Raw genomic sequence first — 12,565 nt, forward strand, 5'->3', positions numbered from 1 at the left:
CGGCGGCTGCGGACCTTCATGATGAACGCGCTCGATCTTCCCAAAGCCCCCCACGAGACGCGCGTCGTCGTCGCCATGTCGGGCGGCGTCGATTCCTCCGTGGTGGCCGGCCTGCTGAAGCGGCAGGGCTTCGACGTGGTCGGCGTGACGCTTCAGCTCTACGATCACGGCGCGGCGACGCATCGCAAAGGCGCCTGCTGCGCCGGCCAGGACATCAACGACGCCCGGGCCGCGGCCGAGCATCTCGGCATCCCGCACTACGTCCTGGATTACGAGGACCGGTTCCGCGACGCGGTGATTGAGAAGTTCGCCGAGAGCTACCTCGCGGGCGAGACGCCGATCCCCTGCGTCGAGTGCAATCGCACGGTGAAGTTCCGCGACCTGCTCGGCCTCGCGCGGGACCTGAACGCCGACGCGCTCGCCACCGGCCACTACGTGGCGAGCCGCGCGCTGCCGGGCGGCGGGCGGGCCCTCCACCGCGCCCTCGATCCCGCCCGCGACCAGAGCTACTTCCTCTACGCCACCACGGCCGAGCAGCTGGACTTCCTGCGCTTCCCGCTGGGCGAGCTGGAGAAGACCGAGACGCGCGCGCTCGCGAAGGAGCTCGGTCTGTCGCTCGCCGAGAAGCCCGACAGCCAGGATATCTGCTTCGTGCCGCAGGGCCGCTACAGCGACGTGATCGCCCGCCTGCGCCCGGACGCGGCGCGGCCCGGCGAGATCGCCGACCTCGCCGGGCACGTGCTCGGCCGGCATGACGGCATCGTCCACTACACGGTGGGCCAGCGGAAGGGCCTCGGCCTGTCGGGGCCCGAGCCGCTCTACGTGGTGCGCCTGGAGCCGGATTCGGCCCGCGTGGTGGTCGGCCCGCGCACCGCGCTGGCCACGACCCGCATCCGCCTCTCGGACCTGAACTGGCTCGGCGCGGGCCCGGTCGAGGCCGTGCGCGACCTTGCCGTGGCGGTGCGCGTGCGCTCGACCCGGCCGCCGCGCCCGGCGACGCTCACGGCCGGGCCCGACGGCACCGCCGAGATCGTGCTCACCGAGCCCGAAGACGGCGTGTCGCCGGGCCAAGCCTGCGCGATCTACGCGGATGACGGCCCCCGGGCGCGGGTGCTCGGCGGCGGCACCATCCGGCGCGTCGACGCGTTGTCGGCCCGGCCCCGCGAGGCCGCCTGATCTCAACCTCTGGAAATTGCGAACGATGCTGAGCGAGCCGCAGATGGCCGGGCCGAGCACGGCCCTGATGCGCAAGGCCTATGCCCGCTGGGCGCCCGTCTACGACGTGGTCTACGACAAGCTCACGGAGCCGGCGGCCCGCGCGGCCGTCGAGGCGGCCGCCGAGCACGGGCCGCGCATCCTGGAGGCCGGCGTCGGCACCGGGCTGGCGCTGGGCTATTACCCGAAGGCGAGCTTCGTCTGCGGCGTCGACCTGTCCGAGGACATGCTCAAGCGCGCCCGCGCGAAGGTTCGGCGCCGCAACCTGTCCCACGTGAAGGGCCTCCAGGTGATGGATGTCTGCCACCTGGGCTATGCCGATGCGAGCTTCGACGCCGTGGTGGCGCAGTTCCTGATCACCCTGGTGCCCGATCCCGAGGCCGCGATGTCGGAGTTCCTGCGCGTGGTGCGGCCCGGCGGCGGCATCGTGCTCGCCAACCATTTCGGCCAGAGCGACGGTCCCGTCGCCCGCGTCGAGGAGATCGTGGCGCCGCTCTGCACGAAGATCGGCTGGTCCTCGGACTTCAAGGCCACCCGGATCGAGGCCTGGGCCCGGCGCAACGGCGTCGAGGTGGTCGGTCTGAAGCCGACCTTCCCGGGCGGATTCTTCAAGATCCTGCGGATGCGCAAGCCCGGGTGAAGGACATCGCGCCCGCACCCGTCGCCGAGGGGCGCTGGCGGCGGTGGCTGCGCTGGCTGCCGCTGGTGCTGCTCCTGAGCGTGTCGGCGATCGTCCTCGTCTCGGGGGCCGCGCAACTCCTGAGTCTCGATCGGCTGCTCGCCTCGCGGGCCGGCTGCGCGGCTTCGTGGAGGTCGGCTATCTCCGCGCGCTGGTGGCGGCCTACTGCCTCTATGTCGGGGCCGTCGTGGTGTCGGTGCCGGCCACGCTGATCCTGACCATGATCTGCGGCTTCCTGTTCGGGATCCTGCCGGGGGCGCTGACCGCGGTCTGCGCGGCCACAACGGGCGCCGCGATCGTGTTCGCCATCGGCCGCGGACCGGGCGCCGACCTGCTCCGCCGGATCGGCGGGACCCGTTTGGCGGGTCTCGCCGAGGGCTTCCGCCGCGACGCCTTCGGCTACATCGTGATCCTGCGTCTGCTGCCCCTGTTCCCGTTCTGGGTGACCAACATCGCGCCGGCCGCGTTCGGCGTGAAGATGCGCGTGTTCGTCCTCGCGACCTTCCTGGGCCTGCTACCGGGCGCCTTCGTCTACGCGACCACGGGGGCCGGGATCGAGGACGTGGTCGCCGCCCACGAGACCGCCAAGGCGGTGTGCCTCGCGACCGGCGCGGGCGGCTGCGACAATGCCTTGGCGCTGCGGGCGCTCGTCACGCCGAAGATGGTGGCCGGGCTTGCCCTGCTCGCCGTCTTCACCCTGGCGAGCCTGCTGGTGAGCCGGCGCGCCCGGCGCTGTTGAGCTCCGCATTTCGAAGCGGTTCATGTGTTCCTGTGTCTGAGAACGCGTGCAACCGCGTGCGGGTGGTTGCCGTATAGTGCTCGCCGACGAGACTCTGTATTCCCGCCTGCGAAACTGTGGCTTGCGAACATGTTCTCCGCGAAGGCCGGAACCGGCTCGAGCACCTGCGACCTCCACTCCGCCGATCCCCATCTGCGATGCCCGCGCGGAGCGTGACCGGCGTGTCCCTCGAGTCCAACACCACGGCCGCGGCTCCGCCGGCGCCGGGGACAGCCTCCACCCGCGAGGGCCTCGACCGGCGCGCGGCGCGTCTCGGCCTGTCCGGCCGGCTGTTCCTCGTCACCGTCGCTTTCGTGGTCGTGGCCGAGGTGCTGACCTACGTGCCGGCGGTGGCCAATTACCGGATCGAGTGGATGTCCGACCGCCTGGCCGCCGCCCAGGTGGCGGCCCTGGTGCTGGACGGAAGGACCGGCGAACCGGTCTCCGAGGCGCTGGAGAGCCGGCTGCTCGCCGGCGTCAACGCCCGGGCGATCGCGGTTCGCGGCGGCGGAGCCCAGCGCCTGCTCGCCATCGAGCCGATGCCGGAAACCGTGGCCGACACCGTCGATCTGCGGGACGTGACCTCCCTGTCCGCCATCCGCGGCGCGTGGCGCACCCTCGTGGCCCCGGTGCGGGAGCCGATCCGCGTGGTCGGGGAGGGCGGGATCGGCTTCGAGCGGGTCGAGATCCTGCTCGACGAGGCACCGCTGCGCACCGCGATGATCGACTACGCCCTGCGCCTGCTGGTCTCGTCGCTGATCATCGCGGCGTCGGCGGCGGGCCTCGTCTTCGTCGTGCTGCAGGTGCTGATCGTGCGGCCAGTGCGGCGGCTCGCCACCAGCATCACGGTCTTCGCCGACGATCCGGAGGATGCCGGCCGGATCATCGCCCCGTCCCGCCGCAGCGACGAGATCGGGCAGGCCGAGCTTGCCCTCGGGCGGATGCAGCGCAGCCTCGCCGACCAGCTCCGCCAGAAGCGGCGGCTGGCCGAGCTGGGTCTCGCGGTCAGCAAGATCAGCCACGAGCTGCGCAACCTGCTCACCGGCGCCCAGCTCCTCGGCGACCGCCTTGAGGGCACCGCCGATCCGACCGTGCAGCGGGTGGCGCCGCGCCTGGTCGGGACGCTGGCCCGGGCGATCCGGTTCTGCGAGGCGACCCTCGCCTACGGCCGCGTCTCCGAGCGGGCGCCAAACCTGACCAGCACGCCGCTGGCGCCGATCTTCGCCGAGCTTCCGGATCTGGCCGCTTTGGCCGGACATCCCGTCGCCGTTCAGGTCGCGGCGGGCGGCCTGAGCGTCCAGGCCGATCCGGAGCAGCTCGGCCGGGCGCTCGCCAATCTCGTCCGCAACGCCGTGCAGGCCCTGGACGGCGCGGCGGTCGAGGGCGCCGAGGTGCGGGTCACCGCCTGCCGTGGCGAGCCGGGCCGCGTGACCGTCCTGGTCGCCGACAACGGCCCGGGCCTGCCGGCGCGCGCCCGGGAGAACCTGTTCGCGCCGTTCCAGGGATCCATGCGCTCCGGCGGCACCGGTCTCGGCCTGCCGATCGCCGCCGAGCTGATCGGGATCAACGGTGGCACCCTCAGCCTCGACGGCTGCGAGCCCGGTGCGCGGTTCCGGATCGCGCTGCCGGAGGGCTGACGCGATCGCGCGTGGTTGATGGTGCCCGCATCATCATCGCGAGCACAGCGAAGCGACCCAGGTAGGCGCGACGCCGCGTGTCGTGGCGTTCTTGGATTGCTCTGCTCCGCTCGCAAAGATGCGGCGCGCAGCCCGTGAAGGGCGTCTGCGGCCTACTCGGCCGCGGCGCGAACCGGCGCGCCGACGCGGATGCCGAGATCGGCCAGCAGGGCCGCATCGTCGTCCTGGCCGTTATTGGCGGTGGTGAGCAGCCGCTCGCCGTAGAAGATCGAGTTGGCGCCTGCCAGGAAGCACAGAACCTGCGCCTCCCGGGTCAGGCTCTTGCGGCCGGCGCTCAGCCGCACCCGGGACCGCGGCATCACGATCCGCGCGGTGGCGCACATGCGCACGAGGTCGAACGGATCGATCGCCGGCTGGTCCTCGAGTGGCGTGCCGGGCACCGCCACGAGCGCGTTGATCGGCACGCTCTCGGGCTGAGGCGCGTGATTGGCCAGCACCTGCAGCATCGCGGCGCGGTCGGTGATGCCCTCGCCCATCCCCACGATCCCGCCGCAGCACACGCCGATCCCGGCTTCGCGGACGTTCTCCAGCGTCCGCAGCCGCTCGTCGTAGGTCCGTGTCGAGATGATGTCGCCGTAGAAGTCCGGTCCGGTATCGAGGTTGTGGTTGTAGGAGGTCAGCCCCGCCTCGGCGAGGCGGCCGGCCTGGGAGGGCGTGAGCATGCCGAGGGTGACGCAGGCTTCCATGCCCAGCCCGCGCACGCCGCGCACCATCGCCAGCACCGCATCGAATTCCGGGCCGTCCTTGGGCTGGCGCCACGCGGCGCCCATGCAGAAGCGCTGGGCGCCGGCGGCTTTGGCGGCGGCGGCCTCGGCCAGAACCGTCTCCACCGGCATCAGCCGTTCGCGGGCGACGCCCGCGCCCTTGTGGTGCGCCGATTGCGGGCAGTAGGCGCAATCCTCCGGGCATCCGCCGGTCTTGATCGACAGGAGCGAGGCGCGCTGGATGTCGGCCGGGTCGTTGTGCCGGCGGTGCAGCTGCGCGGCCCGGAACACGAGGTCCATCAGCGGCAGGTCGTGGATCGCGCGGATCTCGGCCACGCTCCAGTCGTGGCGGATATCGGTCGCGTGCGGGTCGGCGGCTTGGCTCATGGTTCCCTTGAGTGGGATCGGCGACGAAAAATCAAGCGCCTCCGCGCGAAGCGGGCCCCGCGGAGGCGGCGCGGCCTCTCAATCGGTCGGTTGGCCGGCCGAGACCTTGGCGGTCCAATCGTCGAAGGCGATGACCTTCTGGCGCTGCTCGCCGAGCCGCTCGATGCGCAACACCATCTCGTCGCCCGCCTTGAGATAGCGCGGCGGCTTCATGCCGAGGCCGACGCCCGGCGGGGTGCCGGTGGTGATCACGTCGCCGGGTTCCAGCAGCATGAAATGCGACGTGTAGGCGACGAGCTGGGGCACGTCGAAGATCATTGTCGCGGTGGAGCCGGTCTGGCGGCGCTCGCCGTTCACGTCGAGGCTCATGGCGAGATTCTTCAGATCGGGAATCTCGCCGAGGGTCACCAGCCACGGGCCGAGCGGCCCGAAGGTCGGCGCGCTCTTGCCCTTGGTCCAGGTCGGGCCGCGGTTCATCTGCCATTCGCGCTCGGAGACGTCGTTGCAGATGCAGGCGCCCGCCACGTAGCTCAGCGCCTCGTTGGCGTGGACGTAGCTGGCGCGCCGGCCGATCACGACGGCGAGCTCCACCTCCCAATCGGTGCTGTGCGAGCTCTTGGGAATGATCACCGTATCGTTCGGCCCGCACAGGCTCGACGGCGCCTTGTTGAAGATAATCGGCTCGGCGGGGATCGGCGAGCCGGTCTCGGCGGCGTGGTCGGCGAAGTTGAGCCCGATGGCGACGACGTTCCGGGTGCCACCCACGCAGGGGCCGAGCCGCACGTCCGGCGGCAGCTTCGGCAAGGTCTCGGGATCGAGGGCCCGCAGCCGGGCCAGCGACTCGGGCGCCAGCGCCGGGCCGGCGATGTCACGGACGATTCCCGACAAGTCGCGCAGCCCCCCATGCGCATCCACGAGGCCGGGCTTCTCGTCGCCGCTCGGGCCGTGCCGGAAGAGCTTCATCGCCGCACTCCTCATCCTTCCCTGGTGCCGGTCTGCGCCGGACGGCGGGACCATGGCCGGGCGCCCGTCCCGGCGCAAGCGGACAGGGCGGGTCGCCGGACCTCACCGGGTGTCGCAGCTGCGCAACAGGCCGGCGGAAAAGTGCAGATCCGGTCGTTTCCGGATCTATTATTCATGACGGAGAATGTCCGAGGCAACTCAAGATTAAAGCGCTGACTATTGATGATCGTTTCGCTGCACTTGTGCGTGGGCGTTGATCGCAGTCGTCACTCCGTGCCTCGTCTTGGCTCCGGATAGGACGAAGGTCGTTGCGATTCAGCTCGTAAAACCGGCACCATGTACGAAACGGCGCCGGATAACGGGTTTCGGGCAATCAATCGGTGCCGGTCAAAACAAAGGATCTGGGGGACAAGATGGGCGGGACAGTGCGCGCGGCGATGCTCGCAGCCACGGTGGCGATCCTCGGCGTCGGGGAAGCGCAAGCGGGCGCCTTTGGCATCCGGGAGCAGAGCACCGAGGCGCAGGGCCTCGCTTTCGCGGGCGCGGCGGCCGGCTCGGGCGGCGTCTCGTCGATCTTCTGGAATCCCGCGACGATCACGATGAACCCGGGCTTCGTCGCGGAGCAGAACTTCACTTTCATCGGCCTGTCCTCCACGATCCGTCCGGATCTCGGCACCAATCCGGGTTTCGCGCGGCTGGGCGGCTCGGGCGATATCGGCCAGGGCGCCGTGGTTCCGGCGGGCGCCACCTCCTATCAGCTCAACGACCGCCTCTGGCTCGGCCTCTCCACCGGCGCTCCCTTCGGTCTCGTGACCAAGCCGCATCAGGTGTGGGCAGGCGAAGTCTACGGGCGCTCGTCGCGGATCTTCTCACTGGCGATTAACCCGGTGCTCGGCTTCAAGGTCAACGAGTGGCTGTCGGTCGCGGCCGGCCCGAACATCGAGTATTTCCGCCTGACCCTGCGGCAGGCCCTGCCGATCCCCGGCATCCAGCCGACCGTCTATCCGAGTTCCTTCCTCAAGGGTGAGTCCTGGGGTGCGGGCTTCACCGCCGGCGCCACGCTGACGCCCCGCGACGGGACGGTTCTGGGCATCGGCTACCGCTCCTCGGTGCATCACGACATCGACGGCTCGATCGGCGTGCCGCTGGTCGCGCTGGCGCCGCTGGCCGGGCAGGTCCGCGCGCGGCTGAACACGCCCGAGAAGCTGAGCGTCGGCCTGACCCAGGCGATCTCGCCGGTGGCCCGCGTGAACTTCGGCTTCGAGTGGGACAATTGGTCGAGGCTCGGCAATATCGGCATCGTCTCGAAGACGCTCGGCCTGCCGGTCAACTCCCTGCCGCTTAACTACAAGGACGGCTACACCTACTCGATCGGCGCCGAGTACGACGCCAGCGCGAACCTGACCCTGCGGACCGGCTTCGCCTACGAGACCTCGCCGATCGACTTCTCGAACCGGTCGGTGCGCCTGCCCGACGGCGACCGCTACAATGTCTCGGTCGGCGCCAGCTACCGCTGGAGCCAAGCTCTGACCCTCAACGTCGCCTACTCGCACTTCTTCCTGGACCGGTCGCGGATCCTCGCCGGCATCGGGCGCGACTACAACGTCAGCAACATCGCCTTCGCGGGCGTGGTCGATTCCAGCGCCGACATCGTCTCAGTGGGCTTCCGCTACGTGTTCGGTGCCCCGCCGGCCCCGGCCCCGCACCGCTGGTGCGAAAGTACTGAAACTCAGCTCCGGTCGAGGGCTTCGCTGACGCCGTCCTCGCGCGCGCAGCGAAGCAATCCAGGGTAGCGCCACGCTGACAGATGTCGCGCTGCCCTGGGTCACTTCGCTTCGCGCGTGACGACGGTGCGGTTACCGAGCCGATCCCGTTCCGATTTCGGGATGCGTCACCTCAGGCGCGCATCCGCACGTAGGTCCCCGGGGCCGGCCCCAGGGATTGCAGCGCGTCGCCGCCCGGCTGCCGGGCCGGGACACGCTCAGGCGCCTGCGCCTCGATCCACTGGAACCAGTAGGGCCACCACGAGCCCTTGGTTTCGACCGCGGCGGCGATCCAGGATTCCAGCGTTCCCTTCACCGGCCCGCCGGTCCAGTAGCCATATTTCGGCTTGGCTGGCGGGTTGATCACGCCGGCGATGTGGCCCGAGCCCGCGAGCACGAAATCGACCTTGCCGCCGAAGGCCTTCGAGCCCTCGAACACCGAGAGGGCCGGCGCGATGTGGTCCTCGCGGGTGGCGAGGTTGAAGATCGGCACCTGCACCTTCTTGAGGTCGAGGCGGACGTTGCCGAGCACCATCCGGCCCTGCGCCAGCGTGTTGTTGAGGTAGCAGTTGCGCAGATAGAAGGAGTGATTGGCCGCCGGCATCCGGGTGGCGTCCGAGTTCCAGTACAGCAGATCGAAGGCCGAGGGCGTCTTGCCCTTGATGTAGTTGTTCACGACGTAGGGCCAGATCAGGTCGTTCGGCCGAAGCATGTTGAAGGCGTTGGCCATCCGGGTGCCCTCCAGATAGCCCTGGCCGGCCATGCGGGCTTCGATCTGGCGGATCTGCTCCTCGTCGGCGAAGACCTTCAGGTCGCCCGCATGGGTGAAGTCGACCTGGGTGGTGAGCAGCGTCGCGCTCTTGATCCGCCGGTTGCCCGTGGCCGCCTGCATGGCCAGCGTCACGGCGAGCAGGGTGCCGCCGACGCAGTAGCCGGCCGCCGTGACCTCGGTCTCGCCGGTGGCGACGCCGATCGCGTCGATGGCCGCCTCGATCCCCTCGCGCATGTAGGATTCGAAATCCTTGTCGGCGTGGCGCAGAATCCGGATTTACCCAGGAGATGCAGAAGACCGTCAGCCCCTGATCGACCATCCACTTGAAGAAGCTCTTCTGGGGGTTGAGATCCAGGATGTAGAACTTGTTGATCCAGGGCGGCACCATCAGGAACGGGCGCTTCAGCACGGTCTCGGTTGTGGGCGCGTACTGGATCAGCTCGATCAGGTCGTTGCGGAACACCACCTCGCCGGGGGTGACCGCCATGTTGCGGCCGACCTCGAACCCGCTCGGGTCGGTCTGACGCACGCGCAGCTGCCCGCCGCCGGACTCCAGATCCTCCTCGTACATCTTCAGCCCGCGGACGAGGTTGGCGCCGTTCTCCTGCAGAGTGTGGCGGATCAGCTCCGGATTGGTCGGCAGGAAGTTCGAGGGCGAGAGCATGCTGGTGAGCTGGCGCAGGTAGAATTGCGCCTTGTGGCGCGTATGCGCGTCGAGACCCTCGGCCTCGTCGACGAGGCTCTCGGCCCAGCGGGTGGCGAGCAGGTAAGCTTGCTTGATGAAGTCGAAATACGGGTTGGTTGACCACTCGGCATGGGCGAAGCGCGCGTCCCGGGACTCGGGGAGCGCCACTGGATCGGCCGGCTGGCCCTGCAGGCGCAGGTAGGTCGAGCCCCACAGCGTCAGGAAGGCCTGCGACAGACGGGCCTGCGCCGCGGCGCTCCGCTTCGGATCGGCGAGCCAGGTCTCGACCACCTGTCCCAGGACCTTGGCCGCATCGCTCAGCTCGTCGCCGGGGCCGCCGGCCTGGGTCTCGGGCTTGAGGAGGCGGCCGACGTTGCGGCCCATCGCCTCCACGAACTGACCCGCATTGCGGGTCAGTGCCTCGATATCCGGAAGCGGGGCCTTAATCCCGTCCGGCATCGCACCGTTTGAGACCGACTTCGGAGGTGCGGTCCGATCCGGCGCCTGCGGGCTCGTCAAGCGTGCCTCCCTGTGTTTGGTCTGTCGGCCCGATGGCGCGGGCCTCGTTTCCGACAAAATAAGGAGCGAGCCAGAGGTTTCGCCAGCCCGGCTCCCGACGTCGCCGAAACATCCGGCCGATCTTCTCATGGGCATGTGACGATGGAGCGCGCCAATTTGAACCCCGTCGCGCGTGCGCATCGCGGTGCCGCGATGCGTCGGATCGCCGGTGCGGCCGTCGTGGCGTTCCTGGCGGGATCGCTGGCGTCCTGCTCGGGCGACGTCGTACGCTCCCTGGCCTCCGATGCAGGCTACGGGCCACGGATGGTCGCCGCGCCAGACTTCGTCGCGGAGTCCCGCAGCAAGGAGCAGCCCGACTTCATGCCGGTGGGCGTCGATGCGCCGAAGCGCCCGGTCCGGGCAAAGTCGGTCACCGGTCAGAAGGCCCTGGAGGCGGAGCTGGAGGGCGCCCGCGGGCGCAACGAGGCGCGGGCGCGCCGCCGCGAGTGCCGGCCAAGGCGCTGCGGCCACGATCAAGCCGGCCCCGGCGCCTCCGCAATAGCAACGCTTTTGTGGGTCGGCGACGGCGCGCAAATCTGCTACGGCAGATGGTTCGCGCGACCGGCACAGACGAGAGACGCCAGATTCGGGACGCGCCGATGGACACGCCCATGACCGACTTCCACCGCATCAAGCGACTGCCGCCCTACGTCTTCGAGCAGGTCAACCGGATCAAGGCCGCCGCCCGAGCGCAGGGCGCCGACATCATCGACCTCGGCATGGGCAATCCGGATCTGGACGCGCCGAAGCACGTCATCGCCAAGCTGTGCGAGACGGCGGGGCGGCCGCGCACCGACCGCTACTCGGCCTCGAAGGGCATCGCGGGCCTCCGCCGGGCGCAGGCCGGCTATTACCAGCGCCGCTTCGGCGTGAGCCTCAACCCCGACACGCAGGTCGTGGCGACCCTGGGCTCCAAGGAAGGCTTCGCCAACATGGCCCAGGCGATCACCGCCCCCGGTGACGTCGTGCTGGTCCCGAATCCGAGCTATCCGATCCACGCCTTCGGCTTCCTGATGGCCGGCGGCGTGATCCGCTCCGTGCCGGCCGAACCGACCCCGGCGATGTTCCCGGCGCTCGAGCGGGCCATGCGCCACTCGATCCCGAAGCCGGTGGCCCTGGTAGTCTGCTACCCGTCGAACCCCACCGCCTACGTGGCGAGCCTCGACTTCTACAAGGACCTCGTCGCCTTCGCGAAGCAGCACGAGCTGATCCTGCTGTCGGACCTCGCCTACGCGGAGGTCTATTTCGACGGGAACCCGCCGCCTTCGGTGCTGCAGGTGCCGGGCGCGATCGACTGCACGGTGGAGTTCACCTCGCTATCGAAAACCTACTCGATGGCCGGCTGGCGCATGGGCTTCGCGGTGGGCAACGAGCGCCTGCTCGCGGCGCTGACCCGGGTGAAATCCTACCTCGATTACGGTGCTTTCACGCCGATCCAGGTCGCCGCCACCGCCGCCCTCAACGGGCCGGACGACTGCATCAACGAGATGCGCGGCACCTACCGGAAGCGGCGCGATGCACTGGTGGAATCTTTCGGCAAGGCCGGCTGGACCATCCCGTCGCCGGCCGCTTCGATGTTCGCCTGGGTTCCGATCCCGGAACGCTATCGGGAGATGGGCAGTCTCGAATTCTCCAAGCTGCTCTTGGAAAAATCCGACGTGGCGGTGGCGCCCGGCATCGGCTTCGGCGAGTTCGGCGACGAGTACGTCCGCATCGCGCTGGTGGAGAACGAGCAGCGCATCCGGCAGGCGGCCCGCAACGTCCGTCGCTTCTTCGACGGCGGCGACAAGACCCTGCACAACGTCGTGCCAATGGCCCGCGTCGGCTGAGGCGCGGCCCGGCGAACCGGGATCCGGTTCGTTACCAGCCAGCGCGGTGTCCCAAGATCCGGAGCCGCCGCGCAGCTTCGCCCCAGAGCGCTTATGAGGTGGGTCTGGCACCCGGATCCGAAGATACGGCACGCAATTCGCTGGTACTATCGAATGGGTCGCCGCGTATGGATCCACGAAGTATTGGCGTTTATATTCGTCGACCGCGCTCGATCTGACGGCCGAACAGTCTTCGATCATCTTGGCGCGGCACACGACCACGAGGAAGAGGCTTCCAGTGCGGCCCGTTCGCCGAAGCCTCACCTGGTCGGAGCTACGATGCACGGCACTGTTGGTGCCCCTTAACCAAAGGCCACGTTCTGCCAAGCTCGTCCAGCTCGCGCCCCTAAGTGTGTAGCGGATCGGCGCGTCCGCAGACGAAAATGTAGGCCCGCTTTATCCGGCGGCCATATCAAGATCGCACCGGCTGATTTCCATCCATGGAACCCGGCCAGAGAGTCCGGCCTGGGTATGAGTTTCGCGATCGAAGCGGCGA

The 12,565-nt window shown here is 69.4% G+C and carries 7 protein-coding genes and 3 pseudogenes; 7 read left to right on the top strand and 3 right to left on the bottom strand.

Annotated features, from left to right (window positions below; translation table 11 throughout):
- Positions 1-21: 21 nt before the first annotated feature.
- The 4 genes and pseudogenes from mnmA to M6G65_RS29925 all read left to right on the top strand — a co-directional run bounded on the left by mnmA (position 22) and on the right by M6G65_RS29925 (position 4,309).
- Positions 22-1,176, top strand: coding sequence for a tRNA 2-thiouridine(34) synthase MnmA (mnmA, locus tag M6G65_RS29910; RefSeq protein ID WP_250104314.1), 1,155 nt, complete (start codon positions 22-24; stop codon positions 1,174-1,176).
- 25 nt (positions 1,177-1,201) lie between these two features.
- On the top strand, positions 1,202-1,855 hold the full coding sequence (locus M6G65_RS29915; RefSeq protein ID WP_192706426.1) for a class I SAM-dependent methyltransferase: 654 nt from the start codon (positions 1,202-1,204) through the stop codon (positions 1,853-1,855).
- Positions 1,852-2,633 (top strand): annotated as a pseudogene (locus tag M6G65_RS29920) (TVP38/TMEM64 family protein). The gene M6G65_RS29915 and the pseudogene M6G65_RS29920 overlap by 4 nt, the downstream one beginning before the upstream one ends.
- A 197-nt stretch (positions 2,634-2,830) precedes the next feature.
- Positions 2,831-4,309 (top strand): sensor histidine kinase, encoded by a 1,479-nt coding sequence (locus M6G65_RS29925; protein ID WP_238194852.1) that lies wholly within the window; start codon positions 2,831-2,833, stop codon positions 4,307-4,309.
- 152 nt (positions 4,310-4,461) lie between these two features.
- Here the strand turns inward: M6G65_RS29925 and bioB are convergent, their stop codons facing one another.
- Both bioB and M6G65_RS29935 read right to left on the bottom strand, forming a co-directional pair.
- On the bottom strand, positions 4,462-5,460 hold the full coding sequence (gene bioB / locus M6G65_RS29930; protein WP_238194853.1) for a biotin synthase BioB: 999 nt from the start codon (positions 5,458-5,460) through the stop codon (positions 4,462-4,464).
- Between the two features lie 78 nt (positions 5,461-5,538).
- Positions 5,539-6,423 carry a fumarylacetoacetate hydrolase family protein gene (locus tag M6G65_RS29935; RefSeq protein ID WP_250103238.1) on the bottom strand — a complete coding sequence of 295 codons (885 nt, stop codon included), beginning with the start codon at positions 6,421-6,423 and terminating at the stop codon, positions 5,539-5,541.
- Between the two features lie 413 nt (positions 6,424-6,836).
- Between M6G65_RS29935 and M6G65_RS29940 the strand changes: the two are divergent.
- Positions 6,837-8,149: pseudogene (locus M6G65_RS29940) on the top strand (OmpP1/FadL family transporter).
- Positions 8,150-8,319: 170 nt separating this feature from the next.
- Here the strand turns inward: M6G65_RS29940 and M6G65_RS29945 are convergent.
- A pseudogene (locus M6G65_RS29945) lies at positions 8,320-10,102 on the bottom strand (PHA/PHB synthase family protein).
- 252 nt (positions 10,103-10,354) lie between these two features.
- Here M6G65_RS29945 and M6G65_RS29950 point away from each other — a divergent pair.
- Entirely contained in the window at positions 10,355-10,816 is a 462-nt protein-coding gene (locus M6G65_RS29950; RefSeq protein ID WP_250103239.1) for a hypothetical protein, read from the top strand.
- Complete coding sequence (locus M6G65_RS29955; protein WP_238194956.1) at positions 10,813-12,030, top strand: LL-diaminopimelate aminotransferase; 1,218 nt, start codon at positions 10,813-10,815, stop codon at positions 12,028-12,030. The genes M6G65_RS29950 and M6G65_RS29955 overlap by 4 nt, the downstream gene beginning before the upstream one ends.
- The last annotated feature ends 535 nt before the right edge of the window (positions 12,031-12,565 follow it).

Origin of the sequence: Methylobacterium tardum, assembly GCF_023546765.1 — a bacterium.
Taxonomy (GTDB): Bacteria; Pseudomonadota; Alphaproteobacteria; order Rhizobiales; family Beijerinckiaceae; genus Methylobacterium; species Methylobacterium tardum.

Bases quoted from the DNA above. Each gene is read 5' to 3' on its own strand.
- M6G65_RS29955 (WP_238194956.1), top strand. From the start codon at position 10,813: ATGACCGACTTCCACCGCATCAAGCGACTGCCGCCCTACGTCTTCGAG.
- mnmA (WP_250104314.1), top strand. From the start codon at position 22: ATGAACGCGCTCGATCTTCCCAAAGCCCCCCACGAGACGCGCGTCGTC.
- M6G65_RS29935 (WP_250103238.1), bottom strand. From the start codon at position 6,423: ATGAAGCTCTTCCGGCACGGCCCGAGCGGCGACGAGAAGCCCGGCCTC.
- M6G65_RS29925 (WP_238194852.1), top strand. From the start codon at position 2,831: ATGCCCGCGCGGAGCGTGACCGGCGTGTCCCTCGAGTCCAACACCACG.
- bioB (WP_238194853.1), bottom strand. From the start codon at position 5,460: ATGAGCCAAGCCGCCGACCCGCACGCGACCGATATCCGCCACGACTGG.
- M6G65_RS29950 (WP_250103239.1), top strand. From the start codon at position 10,355: ATGCGTCGGATCGCCGGTGCGGCCGTCGTGGCGTTCCTGGCGGGATCG.
- M6G65_RS29915 (WP_192706426.1), top strand. From the start codon at position 1,202: ATGCTGAGCGAGCCGCAGATGGCCGGGCCGAGCACGGCCCTGATGCGC.